Annotated in this window: 15 protein-coding genes; 12 read left to right on the forward strand and 3 right to left on the reverse strand. The window is 52.7% G+C overall.

Annotation, left to right across the window (positions count from 1 at the left end):
* Nucleotides 1-51 precede the first annotated feature (51 nt).
* Both ubiC and ubiA read left to right on the forward strand, forming a co-directional pair.
* On the forward strand, nt 52-564 hold the full coding sequence (ubiC, locus tag AC6I8W_RS01590; protein WP_497836703.1) for a chorismate lyase: 513 nt from the start codon (nt 52-54) through the stop codon (nt 562-564).
* 11 nt (nt 565-575) lie between these two features.
* Nucleotides 576-1,460, forward strand: a complete 885-nt coding sequence (gene ubiA, locus AC6I8W_RS01595) for a 4-hydroxybenzoate octaprenyltransferase (protein ID WP_497836704.1) — start codon at nt 576-578, stop codon at nt 1,458-1,460.
* A gap of 74 nt (nt 1,461-1,534) precedes the next feature.
* On the opposite strand, the gene plsB is transcribed toward ubiA, so the two are convergent.
* Nucleotides 1,535-3,958, reverse strand: coding sequence for a glycerol-3-phosphate 1-O-acyltransferase PlsB (gene plsB, locus AC6I8W_RS01600; protein WP_497836705.1), 2,424 nt, complete (start codon nt 3,956-3,958; stop codon nt 1,535-1,537).
* A gap of 126 nt (nt 3,959-4,084) precedes the next feature.
* On the opposite strand from plsB, the gene AC6I8W_RS01605 reads away from it, so the two are divergent.
* The 4 genes from AC6I8W_RS01605 (at nt 4,085) to AC6I8W_RS01620 (ending at nt 6,968) form a co-directional block, all read left to right on the forward strand.
* Nucleotides 4,085-4,453, forward strand: a complete 369-nt coding sequence (locus AC6I8W_RS01605; protein ID WP_497836706.1) for a diacylglycerol kinase — start codon at nt 4,085-4,087, stop codon at nt 4,451-4,453.
* 105 nt (nt 4,454-4,558) lie between these two features.
* The gene (gene lexA, locus AC6I8W_RS01610; RefSeq protein WP_013507486.1) at nt 4,559-5,173 is read left to right on the forward strand and encodes a transcriptional repressor LexA; all 615 of its coding nucleotides are present in this window, start codon (nt 4,559-4,561) and stop codon (nt 5,171-5,173) included.
* Between the two features lie 92 nt (nt 5,174-5,265).
* Entirely contained in the window at nt 5,266-6,597 is a 1,332-nt protein-coding gene (dinF, locus tag AC6I8W_RS01615) for an MATE family efflux transporter DinF (protein ID WP_497836707.1), read from the forward strand.
* Nucleotides 6,598-6,755: 158 nt separating this feature from the next.
* The gene (locus AC6I8W_RS01620; protein WP_497836708.1) at nt 6,756-6,968 is read left to right on the forward strand and encodes a CsbD family protein; all 213 of its coding nucleotides are present in this window, start codon (nt 6,756-6,758) and stop codon (nt 6,966-6,968) included.
* Between the two features lie 69 nt (nt 6,969-7,037).
* On the opposite strand, the gene zur is transcribed toward AC6I8W_RS01620, so the two are convergent.
* Nucleotides 7,038-7,559, reverse strand: coding sequence for a zinc uptake transcriptional repressor Zur (gene zur / locus AC6I8W_RS01625; RefSeq protein WP_497836709.1), 522 nt, complete (start codon nt 7,557-7,559; stop codon nt 7,038-7,040).
* Between the two features lie 448 nt (nt 7,560-8,007).
* Here zur and AC6I8W_RS01630 point away from each other — a divergent pair, with 448 nt between their 5' ends.
* From AC6I8W_RS01630 to pspG, 3 genes are all read left to right on the forward strand, one after another.
* Entirely contained in the window at nt 8,008-9,258 is a 1,251-nt protein-coding gene (locus AC6I8W_RS01630; protein WP_497836710.1) for a conjugal transfer protein TraF, read from the forward strand.
* 98 nt (nt 9,259-9,356) lie between these two features.
* Complete coding sequence (gene dusA / locus AC6I8W_RS01635) at nt 9,357-10,352, forward strand: tRNA dihydrouridine(20/20a) synthase DusA (RefSeq protein WP_497836711.1); 996 nt, start codon at nt 9,357-9,359, stop codon at nt 10,350-10,352.
* 246 nt (nt 10,353-10,598) lie between these two features.
* Nucleotides 10,599-10,865: an envelope stress response protein PspG gene (gene pspG, locus AC6I8W_RS01640; protein ID WP_497836712.1), complete on the forward strand. Its 267-nt coding sequence runs from the start codon at nt 10,599-10,601 to the stop codon at nt 10,863-10,865.
* A 190-nt stretch (nt 10,866-11,055) separates the two neighbouring features.
* Here pspG and AC6I8W_RS01645 read toward each other — a convergent pair whose 3' ends face one another.
* Nucleotides 11,056-12,039, reverse strand: coding sequence for a quinone oxidoreductase (locus AC6I8W_RS01645; RefSeq protein ID WP_497836713.1), 984 nt, complete (start codon nt 12,037-12,039; stop codon nt 11,056-11,058).
* Nucleotides 12,040-12,113: 74 nt separating this feature from the next.
* On the opposite strand from AC6I8W_RS01645, the gene dnaB reads away from it, so the two are divergent.
* The 3 genes from dnaB (at nt 12,114) to AC6I8W_RS01660 (ending at nt 14,983) form a co-directional block, all read left to right on the forward strand.
* Nucleotides 12,114-13,520 carry a replicative DNA helicase gene (gene dnaB / locus AC6I8W_RS01650; protein ID WP_480367412.1) on the forward strand — a complete coding sequence of 469 codons (1,407 nt, stop codon included), beginning with the start codon at nt 12,114-12,116 and terminating at the stop codon, nt 13,518-13,520.
* Between the two features lie 128 nt (nt 13,521-13,648).
* Entirely contained in the window at nt 13,649-14,140 is a 492-nt protein-coding gene (locus AC6I8W_RS01655) for an Lrp/AsnC family transcriptional regulator (protein ID WP_013507495.1), read from the forward strand.
* Between the two features lie 228 nt (nt 14,141-14,368).
* Nucleotides 14,369-14,983 (forward strand): YitT family protein, encoded by a 615-nt coding sequence (locus tag AC6I8W_RS01660; RefSeq protein ID WP_497836714.1) that lies wholly within the window; start codon nt 14,369-14,371, stop codon nt 14,981-14,983.
* Nucleotide 14,984 lies beyond the last annotated feature (1 nt).

Below are 14,984 nucleotides of genomic sequence, written 5' to 3' on the forward strand. Positions count from 1 at the left end.
CAGCGGCGGTGGTGCGTTACACTGGGACACTTTTTTCTGTGGAGAGTTTTTATGTCTCAGGATGCGCTGGCGCAATTGCGCGCGCTACACTGGCTACCCGCTTCCTCCCCCTTACTTTCCGCGCCACTGCTCGACTGGCTGATGGAGGAAGACTCAATGACGCGGCGCTTTGAACAGCATTGCCAGCACGTCACGGTGCAACTGGTACGCGAAGCCTTTGTTGACGCCAGCGAACTGGAAGAGGAAGGCGCGTTGTTACCTGCCGATCAGCGCTTCTGGCTGCGGGAAATTTTGTTATGTGGTGATGGCGTTCCCTGGCTGGCTGGCCGTACCCTGGTGCCGGAAAGCACGCTTAACGGCCCGGAGCAGATGCTCCAGCAGCTTGGCACGCGCCCACTCGGGCGTTACCTGTTTGCCGACTCCAGCCTGACACGTGATTTTATCGACCCCGGCCAGGTGGGCGCGTTGTGGGGACGTCGCTCGCGTTTACGTCTCTCCGGCAAACCGCTGTTGTTAACTGAACTGTTTTTACCGGCGTCACCACTTTATCGCGCGCTGGATTAAGGATAAGGATTGTGCAAAAGACCCTGGGAATAAATAAATTACAGGCCTACAGTCGCCTGATGCGCATTGATAAACCGATTGGCACACTGTTGTTGTTGTGGCCCACGCTATGGGCGTTGTGGTTATCAGGCATGGCGATTCCTCCGCTCTCGGTGCTGCTGGTGTTTGTGCTGGGGGTCATCGTGATGCGCGCTGCGGGCTGCGTCATCAATGACTACGCTGACCGTAAAGTGGATGGGCATGTCAAACGTACTGCTGCACGTCCGCTGGCAAGTGGGCTGGTGTCAGAGAAAGAGGCGAAGTTACTGTTTGTGGGTTTAGCTTTGCTGGCGTTTTTGCTGGTGCTGACCATGAATCGCATGACGATTATGTTGTCCGTAGTGGGCCTGGCGCTGGCCTGGGTTTATCCCTTTATGAAGCGTTATACCCACCTGCCACAGGTGGTGCTGGGTGCGGCTTTTGGCTGGGCCATTCCTATGGGCTGGGCGGCAGTTAGTGAGTCCTTACCTCTTGTTTGCTGGCTGGTATTTATTGCCAACCTGTGCTGGACAGTCGCGTACGATACGCAATACGCCATGGTGGATCGAGACGATGATTTAAAAATTGGCGTCAAGTCGACGGCGATTCTGTTTGGTCGTTATGACAAACTCATCATCGGATTGTTGCAACTGGTAACGCTGGGCCTGATGGTACTGGTGGGAGGGTTGTTGAATCTGAATGGGGCGTTTTACTGGTCGTTGTTATTAGCGGCGGGCTTGTTTGTTCATCAGCAGAAGCTGATTGCCCAGCGCGAGCGCGACCCCTGCTTCCAGGCGTTTCTCAATAATAACTACGTTGGTCTGGTCTTGTTTATCGGTATTTTGTTGAATACTCAACCGTTTATTGATTTGCTGTAGCGGCGCGATTTATCACGCGGTTGTTGAATCAAAAAAGCCGTCATCCACTGGGTGACGGCTTTTTATTGAGTACCTTAATCGTGGGCGACAGCGCTCTCAATGGTCAGACGCACATCACTGGTGACCAACTCGGCCAACATTTGCCACATGGCTTGGGTACGATCCACCTCAGCATCACCGCCGTCGCTGATATAGCCTTCATCACGCAACGTCAGCACCAGCGCGGTGAACACGGCTTTATCAAAGAACTCAGGGGCGTTGATGCCGTGCAGTACTGACAGACGTTGCGCCAGCGTGCGACTCTCTTTTTCCAGGGTGCCACGGTTAATGGTGGGCTTGGCACTGAGGATCGAGAAAGTGATGGCAAAACGTTGCAGCGTTTCACGAATACCTGCTGCCAGTAGCTGTAGTGTGCGATAGCGCGCGGTGGTCATTTGCACCAGGCCATCTTGTTGGGTGATCAGACCCTGACGCGCCATTTCGTTGCACAGCGATTGAATCAACTCCGGCAACTCGTTACTGCTCCAGCGCAGGAACAGTTCACTCTTCAGCATCGGATAGACCAGGGCGACCTGGCGCAACAATTCAGCTTCACTGATTTCACGGTGCTGCTGCACGATCGCGGCAATCAACGACGGCATCACCAACATATGTTGAATGTTGTTGCGATAGTAGGTCATCAACACCGCCTGCTCACGTGGCAGGATGATGATGTCGCCGATATTGTCCTGCTCGGTCTCAAACTTATTCATGCCCATTGCGTGATCCAGCAGGGATTCAGCGCTGAGATCCGGCACCGTGGCTTCCGGTGAGTAGGGCACATTGCGCAGCAGCTGGGTGTAGCACTCCAGTTGCTCAATCAGTTGTTCGCGCGTCAGTGAACGTTGACGAGAAGCCAGCAGCGCGGTGACGCACAGGTTCATGGCGTTGGCAGCACCGGCATCGTTAATCCGCACCATCAGGCGGTTAGCGATGTCATTTACGGCGGGTGTCATCCAGGCCTGACGCTGGGGTTCGATTGGATCGATCGCTTCACGCCATTCTGGTACGTGTTTGTTCAGATAGTTTACCAGCGGCAGTGGCTCACCGAAGTTCACATAGCCCTGACCAAGATTACGCAGCTTACGCAGGCCACGCACCATCTGGATAAAGCCTTCTTTCTCTTTCGCGGCACCGCGCAGTTCTTTGGCGTAGGTGCCGACTTCCATCACATGTTCATAGCCAATATAAATCGGCACGAAGGTGATTGGACGGCTGCTGCCGCGCAGCAAGGCCTGTAACGTCATCGACAGGGTGCCGGTTTTCGGGTCCAACAAACGCCCCGTACGTGAGCGGCCGCCTTCCACGAAGTATTCAACCGAGTAGCCGCGATTGAACAACTCGCCCAGATATTCGCGGAAAACGGTGGAGTAGAGCTTGTTGCCTTTAAACGTACGGCGAATAAAGAACGCCCCGAGACGACGGAAAATCGGCCCGGCGGGCCAGAAATTCAGGTTGATACCCGCAGCGATGTGTGGCGGCACCAGTCCCTGGTGGTAGAGCACGTAAGAGAGCAGCAGGTAATCCATATGACTGCGATGGCAGGGGACATAGACAATCTCATGTCCATCCTGTGCCAGCTGACGCACACGTTCACCGCCATTCACGTTGATCCCTTGATAGAGGCGACTCCACATCCAACCCATGACGCGGTCGGTAACGCGAATCGCTTCATATGAGAAATCGGCGGCAATCTCTTCCATCAATTCGACGGCGTTTTGTTGTGCCTTCTCGTGTGAGATCTTTTTGCTGCGTGCCTCATCTTCCACCGCTTTTTCAATCGCTTTGGATTGCAGCAGCTTATTAAACAGATCCTGACGGGCAGGCAAACTCGGGCCAATGGCAGCCAGACGCTGACGCGCAAAGTGAATCCGTGCCACCCGCGCCAGTTTTTGGGCGATTGACTTATCCGTACCGTGTTCGGTCGCCATCTGGCGCAGCGAAACGGTCGGCGAGAAGCGCACAAAGCTGTCGCGGCCATGCCAGAGAATGGCGAAGAACTTCTGCACACCGTTGAGAATACGCAGGTGAGGAGTGGATTCCCCCTGAACTTCACGTCCTGGCGCACGGCCAAACATCACCGACACCGGCAGCATCTGTACATCCAGCTCCGGATTGCTGCGATGCAGATCGAGGTAGTCGTGAAACAACTTCACGGACTCCATGCTCGGCACGAAATACGGGAACACGCGTGGTCCATCGTGGATAAACACGTGACGCGGCAGCAAAGCGCCGTCTATTTCCAGCGGTGCGAGCGGATCAGGCAGATCGTGTTTCAGACACTGCGAACGCAGCGTGAGCAGATCGGCCTTGGAATCATAAGGCAGCACATACAGGATCGGCCGCGTCGGATCCAGCCCATGCTCGGACACGGGATCGGCGGGAATGGCCTTACTCTTTACCAAAATGGAGAGTGGTAAATTCAATAATTTATAATAAAGTTTACGCCAACCTGACATAGACAACTTCAAGCCTCTTGTTAGCAAAGCGCGGCAAGCATACCAGAAAGTGCCGCGAAGATCTGTGGCTGCACCATCTCTGGCTGCCCAGACATTGACGTCAAAACGAGTAAAGGGTTCAACGACATGGCAAAAAACGTCACCGGTATTCTCAGGATAGTTAAAGCAGCCGGTTATTCCTGGCAGGGATTGCGCGCAGCCTGGTCGCATGAGGCGGCGTTTCGCCAGGAAGCCATTGCCGCGTTAGTAGCAATTATAGTGGCGTGCTGGCTGGATGTTGATGCCATCTCCCGCGTACTAATGATTGGTTCCGTGGTGCTGGTGGTCATTGTGGAAATCCTGAACAGTGCTATTGAAGCGGTGGTCGACCGTATTGGTCAGGAGCGTCATCCTCTGGCGGGCCGTGCGAAAGATATGGGATCAGCTGCCGTCTTACTGGCTATCTTACTGGCGTTGTTTGTCTGGATCGCGCTGCTTTGGTCACATTTGCGATAAGGATTCCGAGATCATCAACTCGCTGATTTTTCCCTCAGTTTTGGTTTTCATTTCGCCAATACCTGTATATACTCACAGCGACTGTATAAACAACCAGGGGGCGGGATGAAAGCATTAACCAGCAGGCAGCAACAGGTCTATGACCTGATTCGCGACCATATTAACCAGACAGGCATGCCGCCAACGCGTGCGGAAATTGCTGCGCAACTGGGCTTCCGCTCACCTAATGCGGCAGAAGAACACCTGAAAGCACTCGCGCGCAAAGGCGTGATTGAAATCGTCTCCGGCGCTTCGCGCGGTATTCGCTTATTAATGGAAGAAGAAGCCAGCGAGGGGCTGCCATTGATTGGCCGTGTCGCTGCGGGTGAACCTTTGCTGGCGCAGGAACACATTGAAGCGCACTACCAGGTCGATGCTAACCTGTTCAAACCCACTGCGGATTTCCTGCTACGCGTTAGCGGCATGTCGATGAAAGATATCGGCATTATGGATGGTGATCTGTTGGCGGTACACAAAACGCAGGAAGTGCGGAACGGCCAGGTTGTGGTGGCGCGTATTGACGACGAAGTGACGGTAAAACGCTGGAAAAAGCAGGGCGCGATTGTGCAACTTCTGCCGGAAAACAGTGACTTCCAGCCGATTGTTGTCGATACCCGTGAGCAGTCTCTGACGGTGGAAGGGCTGGCGGTTGGCATTGTGCGCAACGGTGAGTGGCTCTGATACCTTAATTCCCCCCCGCTACGGCAGCCTTCCTACGCTGCCGTAGTATCATTTTCTGACCAGACTGTTGTGCAGCAAACCGGGATGGGCTGATGCAGCTGTTTTCCTCCTCTGATAAAGCACTCTGGCGGCTGGCGCTGCCTATGATCCTCTCCAATATCACCATTCCGCTGTTGGGCGTGGTTGATACCGCCGTCATTGGGCATCTCGATAGCCCCATATATCTCGGTGGCGTGGCAGTAGGCACCACGGCGACCAGTTTCATCTTTATGCTGCTGCTGTTTCTGCGTATGAGCACGACCGGGTTAACCGCCCAGGCTTTTGGCGCGGGCGATAAAACGGCACTGGCACGGGCGCTCATCCAACCGCTGCTAATCGCGTTGGTGGCCGGGGTGCTATTTATTTTGCTGCGCACGCCTGTCAGCAATCTGGCCGCGGTGCTAATGGGAGGGAGCCTCGTGATTCAGCAGCAGGCACAACTCTTTATCCAGATTCGCTGGCTCAGTGCTCCCGCCACGCTGGCGAACCTGGTGATCCTCGGTTGGTTATTGGGCGTGCAATATGCGCGTGCGCCAGTGGTGCTGCTGGTGGTGGGGAATTTGGTCAATATCCTGTTGGATCTGGCGTTTGTTCTGGGTCTGCGCTGGGGAGTGGCGGGCGCGGCGGCGGCAACGGCACTGGCAGAATACGTCACCCTTGCTGTCGGATTATGGATGGTGGCACGGGTATTGAAGCTGCGCGGTATTGATTTCTCCTTGCTGAAGGAGAGTTGGCGCGGTGATGCTGCTCGCCTGTTTCACCTCAACCGCGACATTATGTTGCGCTCTTTCCTGGTCCAAATCTGTTTTGCGTCACTGACGATATTCGGCGCGCGTATCGGCCCGGATGTGGTGGCGGTCAATGCCGTTCTGTTGATGTTCCTGACTTTCACCGCTTACGCACTGGATGGTTTCGCGTATGCAGTAGAGGCTTGTTCTGGTGAAGCGGTCGGAGCGAAAGACCGCAGCCGATTATTGCTGATTTGGCACGCAGCCTGCCGCCAGGCGGGCCTGGTGGCACTGGTGTTTGCGGTGATCTATGCGTTATTTGGCGCACATATCGTAGCGCTGCTGACTTCGCTGGAAGAACTACGGGAAGTGGCCGATCGCTACCTGATGTGGCAGGTGGTAATGCCGTTAGTGGGCGTGTGGTGCTACCTGTTGGATGGCATGTTTATCGGTGCGACGCGCGGCCGGGAAATGCGTAACAGTATGGCGTTGGCGGCGCTCGGTTATGGTCTGTCTTTACTGACGCTCCCCTGGCTGGGTAATCATGGGTTATGGCTGGCGGTGACGGTATTTCTGGCAATGCGCGGGCTAACGCTGTGGTGGATTTGGCATCGCCACTGGCGTGCTGACAGTTGGTTTGCGACTCACGAACAATGAGACTCTGGATACAGAATAATCTGTAAGTGTGCTAACTATTATTCATTGTCTACTATAATTATCCTTATCAGCGCGAATGAGTAGCGCGTTATGTTGGTTTTACCCACTGGGGATTGGGTATTCCACTACCATCACTCTGCATGACATGGAGAAGGGTTATGAACAAAGACGAAGTGAGCGGAAACTGGAAACAATTCAAAGGGAAAGTGAAAGAAAAATGGGGCAAGCTGACGGATGACGATATGACGGTCATTGAAGGTAAACGCGATCAGCTTGTGGGTAAAATTCAGGAACGCTACGGCTACGCAAAAGATCAGGCCGAGCGAGAAGTTAAAGACTGGGAAAGTCACAACAAGGATTATCACTGGTAACGGACCCGTTTAAGGACGATGCTCCTGCCCTCCGATCGTGAAGATCGGGCTGGCACAGGGATGTGCCCTCTATCCTTTTTTACCCCGCTTTTTACTCTCCACCTGATGATCGTGATCGCAGCTTTCGTGATGCGTACAGGCTTCCACTTCGACACAGTTTTCACACAGCCCATGTGCTTCAATTACGCTGTGGCGTAGGGCAAAACTTGCTTGTTCAGCCAGGCCAGCAATGATCTTTTCCACACCATGTGCGTGTTTTTCACTGACCGCAGCACAACGATCACACACCAGCATGACTGAGGTGTGTGCCGGTTCATTGAAATGATGGCAAACCACATAACTGTTATTGGATTCCACACGGTGGATAAATCCCTGCTCCAGCAGGAAATCCAGCGCACGATAAATCGTCGGCGGTTTTGCCTGGGGTTCACTGATCCGCAGCTGATCCAGCAAATCATAGGCGCTGATCGATCCATTCTTTTCGGCCATCAGACGCAGTACTTCGGCGCGTTGTGAGGTCAGACGTACGCCGCGTTGCAGGCATAACGTTTCTGCCTGGGTGAGCAGTTGGTCGGGCGACAGATTTGACATAAGCGTTCTCCAGGTTGCAGGTGATGTTATTTTATCACACAAATTTTTACGCTGCTGTGATTGCTTTTTTTCCTCAACATGATCAGTAAAATTTCATTTTTTCATCAGGTTAGCGGCACAATTGTTTTCCTTCCTGTCTCACCCGGCTATCGTCATTTCTCGTTGCTACAGCATCATTAAATTGGCTTATCGGTTTTTGCTTTGCAACTCACCGACTTAGCGTCTAAGGTTCAAAAGGGCTTAAGTAATATCTGGCCTTAATTTAAGTACCGTTTATTTTTTTGCATAAATACACGACAGATTGGTGCGTCAGCAGTCAATTCTGCGAATAGCAGTGCTATTTCCTTTCATTTCACAGCAATGAATCGTTAGCCCGGGTTCACAATAAGGGCTGGTAAATTGTTTCGTCGATGACGTGGTCACGACATTTAAAGGTGATGGCAGGCAAATGGTGAAGACATTATTCAGACGCAAAAGTATTAGTTATCTTGTTGTTTTGAATGCCGTGTTTCTTTCCTCTTCGGCCCTGGCCGCAGGTACATGGTACGACGCACGTAACGATGCAATGGGAGGGACGGGAGTCGCTTCTTCCACCTGGAGTTCTGCGGTACTGGCAAACCCGGCTTTAATGACCAAAGCAAAACCTGATGATGACGTGAGTATCATTTTCCCTTCAGCCGGGATACAGGTTACTGATAAAGACAAATTGATTAATCGTGTTGATGACATTACGGACACGGTCGACCGTTATCAGAAAGTCATTGATAACCTAACCTTCCAGGATTACCTCAACGGTTATCCACAACTTAAGGCCGCTGCGGGCGATATGGCGAGTCAGCTTCGCGATCTGCGTGGTAACAAAGCAGATGGTTCAGCAGGGGTTGCACTGGCTGTTACGGTACCCAATGAAACACTGCCCTTCGCTTTTGTGACCAAAGCCTACGGCACAGCGCATATCCGCGCTAACGTGTCACAAAGCGATATCGATTATCTGCAAGGCGTCGCCGATGGCACGGTTATTCCGGTGCCGGGTGATGAGGATAAGTTGACGTCCAGTGCCAACGGTTTGGCGGCGTTAGTGACCGATTACGGTATTGCCGTGGCGCACCAGTTCAGTATCGCCGGACATCCGGTTTCTGTAGGTATTACGCCGAAACTGCAAAAAACCTGGCTGTATAACTACACCGCCAGCGTTTACAACTACGACAAAAGCGATATCAACAACAGCCGTTACCGCAGCTCAGATACCGGCTTTAACGTCGATGCCGGGATCGCCACGGACTTCGCCGATAACTGGACATTCGGCCTGACCGGGCAGAACCTGATTTCACGTGATATCGATACCAAAGAAGTGAATGGCTACCGTGATACGTACCAAATCCGTCCACTGGTCACCACCGGTCTGGCCTGGAACTACAGTGCCTTCACGCTGACCGGCGATGTCGATTTGACGCAAACTAAGCGCTTTAAATCGGAAGACAGCAGCCAATACGTTGGCGTCGGTGGTGAGTATCGGGTACTGGACTGGCTGCAATTACGTGCCGGTTATCGAGCAGATATGAAGTCAAATGACGCCAATGTGTTCACCGCTGGTTTTGGTTTGTCACCGTTTAACAATACGGTTCACCTTGATCTGGCGGGTTCGGTTGGCGACGACAATACCTGGGGTGCGATGTTGCAGCTCGGCTTTAACTTCTGATCAATCTCCTTCATCCCGACGGGCGGCTGTGTCGCCCGTCAATCCTGTGATATCATTGCGCAGAATCTCATCACTTAACCCCGGATTTACTGCGTTTCATGACCGATACCTTCTCTTCGCAACGTTTTTCCATTGCCCCGATGCTCGACTGGACCGATCGTCACTGTCGTTATTTTCACCGTCAGCTAAGCGGTGACATGCTGCTGTACACCGAAATGGTCACCACCGGTGCGATTATTCATGGCAAGGGCGATTATCTGGCCTTTAGTGAAGATGAGCATCCGGTCGCGCTGCAACTGGGAGGGAGCGATCCGGCGGCGCTGGCGCAGTGCGCGCAACTGGCGGAAGCGCGTGGTTACGACGAGATCAACCTCAACGTCGGCTGCCCGTCCGATCGCGTGCAGAATGGCCGTTTTGGTGCCTGTCTGATGGGCGAAGCCGCGCTGGTGGCGGATTGTATTAAAGCGATGCGGGACGTGGTGAGCATTCCGGTTACGGTAAAAACCCGTATCGGTATTGACGATCAGGATAGCTACGCCTTCCTGTGCGATTTCGTCGGCACCGTGGCGCAGCAGGGCGGTTGCGACACGTTTATCATCCACGCACGTAAAGCCTGGCTGTCGGGGCTTAGCCCAAAAGAGAACCGCGAGATACCCCCACTTGATTATCCGCGCGTCTATCAACTGAAACGTGATTTCCCGCAACTGACTATGGCCATCAATGGCGGTATCAAGTCGCTGGAAGAAGCCAAAATCCATCTGCAACATCTGGATGGTGTGATGATGGGGCGTGAAGCCTATCAAAATCCTGGCATTTTGGCGCAGGTAGATCGTGAATTGTTTGGTCGCGATACGCCAGCTGTCGACCCAGTGGCGGTAGTGCGTAGCATGTATCCGTATATTGAGGCGGAGCTGGCGAAAGGTACGTATCTTGGCCACGTAACACGTCATATGCTGGGCTTGTTCCAGGGAATCCCAGGCGCACGTCAGTGGCGGCGTTATCTTAGCGAGAATGCCCACAAACCGGGCGCTGATGTTCGCGTGCTGGAAGCGGCGCTGGCTCTGGTGGCGGATAAAATTCCCCAGGAAGCCTGATGTCTTCTCCCGTAGCGGCGCGATTTATCGCACGGATTTTTCCTGCAACGCGCACGAAATTGCGCGATAAATCGCGCCGCTACGGATAGGGTTAAACGGTTTTACTCACACTAAAAGTTGGTGAATTTCACTATTCTCGCCATCCATCCCACAAAACACCTCCAATAATTTCAGTGCCTTAGCAAGAGGTTCATGTTGGCACGCATCTTGTAATGGACTCCCTGTAACCTACACAGGAGAACCTTCGTGGAAATATTATTTGTTATCGGCTTTTTCCTCATGCTGCTGCTGACCGGCGTGTCGCTGCTGGGTGTGATTGCCGCGCTGATTGTTGCAACGGTGCTGATGTTCCTCGGCGGGTTATTTGCACTTGTTATTAAATTGTTGCCGTGGCTGGTGTTGGCGGTGGTGGCTGTCTGGTTGTATCGCGCCTTTACCACGCCGCAGGGTGAAATGAAGCTGAACCGACTGAAAAGAAAAATCAGTAAGTTAGAGAGAAACAGCTGGCGCTAAATGCGGGGGTGATCACAGAGTTAGCAATGCTTAGTCGAAATCTGCAATTAAACATATTTTTTACTTATGTTTTCTGTCAGGATATTTGCCGTTGAGTCGAAACAAATTCATCGCCGCTGTCCCTACACCAGCGCGAACTATAAAAAAGAAAAAGGGGCTTCCTTCGGGAAGCCCCGTTTGCTTTCTGGCGTCAAGGAATCAGCAGACTTGAGCCTTGGGTCGCGCGGCTTTCCAGCACCTTATGCGCTTGAGCTGCATCGCTCAACGCAAATTTCTGTTGTTCCGGCACATTGATTTTAATCGCATGACTGGCAATCAATGAAAACAGCTCGGCACTGGCGTTGTCGAGTTCCTGGCGGTTAGTGATATAACCAAACAATGAAGGTCGGGTGACAAACAGCGATCCTTTCTTGTTCAGAATCCCTAAATCGACACCCGTGACCGGACCGGAAGCATTCCCAAAACTCACCATCAGGCCGTGACGACGCAAGCTGTCGAGTGACGCTTCCCAGGTATCTTTGCCTACCGAGTCATAAACCACCGCGACTTTTTTGCCGTTGGTCAGTTCACTCACCCGCTGCGCAATATTCTCGTCGCGATAGTTTATAGTGGCCCAGGCCCCCGCCTCTTTGGCAATCTGCGCTTTCTCAGTGGAGCCGACGGTGCCAATCAGATGCGCGCCTAGTGCTTTCGCCCATTGGCAGGCGATCAGGCCAACACCACCCGCTGCGGCGTGAAACAGGAATGTCTCATCCGCTTTGACCTTATAGGTCTGACGCAGCAGATATTGCACGGTCAGGCCTTTCAGGAACGAGGCTGCACCCTGCTCGAAGCTGATGCGCTCGGGTAGAATCACCAGACGGTCTTGATGCACATTGTGCGCCTCGCTGTAGGCACCGAGCGCTGACTGGCAATACACCACGCGATCGCCGGTTTTAAAGCGTGTTACGGCAGAACCGACTTTTTTTACTACGCCCGCCGCTTCCGTACCCAGGCCAGACGGTTTCGTCGTCACCGGATATAATCCGCTACGCACATAGGTATCAATGTAGTTAATACCTATCGCCCGATTTTCCACCTGTACTTCATGTTCAGCGGGGTCATTGAGCTCAAAATCCACCCATTGCAGTACTTCAGGGCCGCCGTGTTCATTGAACTGAATACGCTTTGCCATTCTGACTCCTGTGATTGTTCATCCTGTGACGTTATACTTGCCCGTCACTCCAAAAGATCGGTAATGCATTCACTATGGCAGGAAATAAACCCACCAACAAATCGAACGAAACCCGCGACCGTCAGCTGGAGGGCGTGAAAATGCCGCCGCATTCCATTGAGGCGGAGCAGTCGGTACTCGGTGGGTTGATGCTGGATAACGAGCGCTGGGACAACGTCTCCGAACGCGTAGTTGCAGAGGATTTCTTCAACCGCTCGCACCGGCTGATCTTCTCTGAAATGCAGAGCCTGCTGGAAGCCGGGCAGCCGATTGACCTGATCACGCTGTCAGAATCGCTGGAAACGCGCGGCGAACTGGAGATGGCGGGTGGCTTTGCCTATCTCGCCGAACTGGCGAAAAATACCCCGAGTGCGGCCAACATTGGTGCGTATGCTGACATCGTGCGTGAACGCGCTGTGGTGCGCGAAATGATTTCAGTAGCGAACCAGATCGCCGATGCCGGTTATGATCCGCAGGGACGCAGCAGTGAAGATCTCCTTGATTTTGCTGAATCCAATGTCTTCAAAATTGCTGAACAGCGTGCCAACAAAGATGATGGCCCGAAGAACATTGAGCAAATTCTTGAAGCCACGGTATCGCGTATTGAATCGCTGGTCTCCACGCCGCACGACGGTGTCACCGGGGTCGATACGGGTTATCAGGATCTGAACAAAAAAACCGCCGGTTTGCAGGGTTCTGATTTGATTATCGTCGCGGCGCGTCCGTCGATGGGTAAAACCACCTTCGCCATGAACCTGTGCGAAAACGCCGCCATGCTGCACGAAAAGCCGGTGTTAATTTTCAGTCTGGAAATGCCCAGCGAACAGATCATGATGCGTATGCTGGCTTCATTATCACGTGTAGATCAGACGCGTATCCGTACCGGACAGTTGGAAGATGAGGATTGGGCGCGTATCTCTGCTTCTATGGGCATTTTGCTTGAAAAGAAGAACATGTTTATCGATGATTCTTCCGGCCTGACGCCGACGGAAGTGCGTTCGCGCGCGCGCCGTATCTATCGTGAAAACGGTGGTCTGAGCATGATCATGATCGACTACCTGCAGTTGATGCGTGTGCCATCGCTGTCAGATAACCGTACGCTGGAAATTGCTGAGATCTCGCGCTCGCTTAAAGCGCTGGCGAAAGAGTTGAATGTGCCGGTGGTGGCGCTGTCGCAGCTTAACCGCTCACTGGAACAGCGTGCCGATAAACGCCCGGTTAACTCGGATCTACGTGAATCCGGCTCGATCGAGCAGGATGCTGACCTGATCATGTTTATTTATCGTGATGAGGTATATCACGAGAACAGCGATCTGAAAGGCATTGCCGAGATCATCATCGGTAAGCAGCGTAACGGACCGATCGGCACAGTACGTTTAACCTTCAACGGTCACTGGTCGCGTTTTGATAACTACGCAGGCCCGCAATACGACGACGAATAATCCTCTGTTCCCCTCTGCATGCACGATCTGTGCATGCATTTCACGTCATCAGAAAATAGTGTTGGACAACCCCGGCTTTAATCAGGTTATCTGTAGCAAAGCGCACCCATTTACGCTCTGGAAGCAGAATGACTCAGGTAGACGATTACGACCTTAAGATACTGACATTATTACAATCTAATGGCCGCCTCACTAACCAGGAACTCAGTGATTTAGTTGGCCTTTCGGCGTCCCAATGTTCACGCCGACGCATCAATCTCGAACAGGCAAACCTGATTCTGGGTTATCACGCCCGCTTGTCACCCGATGCTATCGGTCTCGGTATGGTGGGCTTGATTGAAGTTCGGCTGATTAACCACACCCCCGATTATGAAGAGAGTTTTCACCGCATGGTTGAGCAGGAAACGGCCATTGTGGATGCGTTCAAAACCACCGGTGATGCAGATTATTTGCTGAAAGTTGCGGTGGCGGATCTGGCTTCACTCAGCGCATTAATCAGCCAACTGGTTTCGGGTCATCAAAGCGTGGCCCATGTGAAAACCTCGGTGGTGTTGAGCCGTTTAAAAGAGAACGGTTTGATGATAATTCCTGAGCACAAAACGCGCCAAAAAAGTGCGTAATGTGCTAGTCTGGTGCAATTATTGCCAATAAAATGCAAAAAACGCGCACCAGATAACAGATTTGTGCATGGCTTAGTGATTCAGTTTTCAGGCTATGCACAAAAACCTGCAATAAAGCGCCTTAGTTATCAATTGGATAATCACTGGCACCCATCGGCGGCGGCACGACGTCGCCGATGTGGTGCGTTTTTTGCATTTGAACCGCATCAATTGCAATGAGAAAAATCCATGGATAACGTTGTAGAACCCACCAAAATTCCCCATTCCCACATTGAAGATGCTCTGGCGATTGTGCTTGGCACGCTGATGGTCTCCTTTGGCGTGATTATGCTGAAGCAGGCGGGTGCGCTGACTGGCAGTTCTGCCGGGATTGCCTTCTTAATCAGCTATCTGACACCACTTTCGTTTGGCAGCGCCTTTTTCCTGATTAATCTGCCATTTTACTGGCTGGCCGTGCGGCGCATGGGTTGGGAATTTACCCTGAAAACCTTTTGCGCGGTGGGGCTGGTGTCGCTGTTTACTCATCTGCACCCGCTGTTCATCCATTTTTCCTCACTAAATCCGTTTTATGCGACATTGTTCGGTAACGTGGTAATGGGGATTGGGTTTATAGTGTTGTTTCGTCACAAGGCCAGCCTCGGCGGCGTCAATATTTTGGCGCTCTGGTTGCAGGATCGCATCGGTCTGCGTGCCGGGAAACTGCAAATGGCGGTTGATACCTGCGTGGTGCTGGCTTCGCTGTTTGTCGTATCCGTCCCTATGCTGCTTGCCTCGATAGCGGGTGCGGTGATCCTAAATCTGATCATCGCCATGAATCACCGCCCAGGCCGCTACAGGGTTTGAC

It is taken from the genome of Pantoea sp. X-Soil-TKNS-1211 (assembly GCF_059730495.1).

Bases quoted from the DNA above. Each gene is read 5' to 3' on its own strand.
- AC6I8W_RS01655 (WP_013507495.1), top strand. From the start codon at position 13,649: ATGACTCAGGTAGACGATTACGACCTTAAGATACTGACATTATTACAA.
- AC6I8W_RS01645 (WP_497836713.1), bottom strand. From the start codon at position 12,039: ATGGCAAAGCGTATTCAGTTCAATGAACACGGCGGCCCTGAAGTACTG.
- zur (WP_497836709.1), bottom strand. From the start codon at position 7,559: ATGTCAAATCTGTCGCCCGACCAACTGCTCACCCAGGCAGAAACGTTA.
- plsB (WP_497836705.1), bottom strand. From the start codon at position 3,958: ATGTCAGGTTGGCGTAAACTTTATTATAAATTATTGAATTTACCACTC.
- dnaB (WP_480367412.1), top strand. From the start codon at position 12,114: ATGGCAGGAAATAAACCCACCAACAAATCGAACGAAACCCGCGACCGT.
- dusA (WP_497836711.1), top strand. From the start codon at position 9,357: ATGACCGATACCTTCTCTTCGCAACGTTTTTCCATTGCCCCGATGCTC.
- AC6I8W_RS01620 (WP_497836708.1), top strand. From the start codon at position 6,756: ATGAACAAAGACGAAGTGAGCGGAAACTGGAAACAATTCAAAGGGAAA.
- AC6I8W_RS01660 (WP_497836714.1), top strand. From the start codon at position 14,369: ATGGATAACGTTGTAGAACCCACCAAAATTCCCCATTCCCACATTGAA.
- AC6I8W_RS01630 (WP_497836710.1), top strand. From the start codon at position 8,008: ATGGTGAAGACATTATTCAGACGCAAAAGTATTAGTTATCTTGTTGTT.
- dinF (WP_497836707.1), top strand. From the start codon at position 5,266: ATGCAGCTGTTTTCCTCCTCTGATAAAGCACTCTGGCGGCTGGCGCTG.
- ubiC (WP_497836703.1), top strand. From the start codon at position 52: ATGTCTCAGGATGCGCTGGCGCAATTGCGCGCGCTACACTGGCTACCC.
- AC6I8W_RS01605 (WP_497836706.1), top strand. From the start codon at position 4,085: ATGGCAAAAAACGTCACCGGTATTCTCAGGATAGTTAAAGCAGCCGGT.
- lexA (WP_013507486.1), top strand. From the start codon at position 4,559: ATGAAAGCATTAACCAGCAGGCAGCAACAGGTCTATGACCTGATTCGC.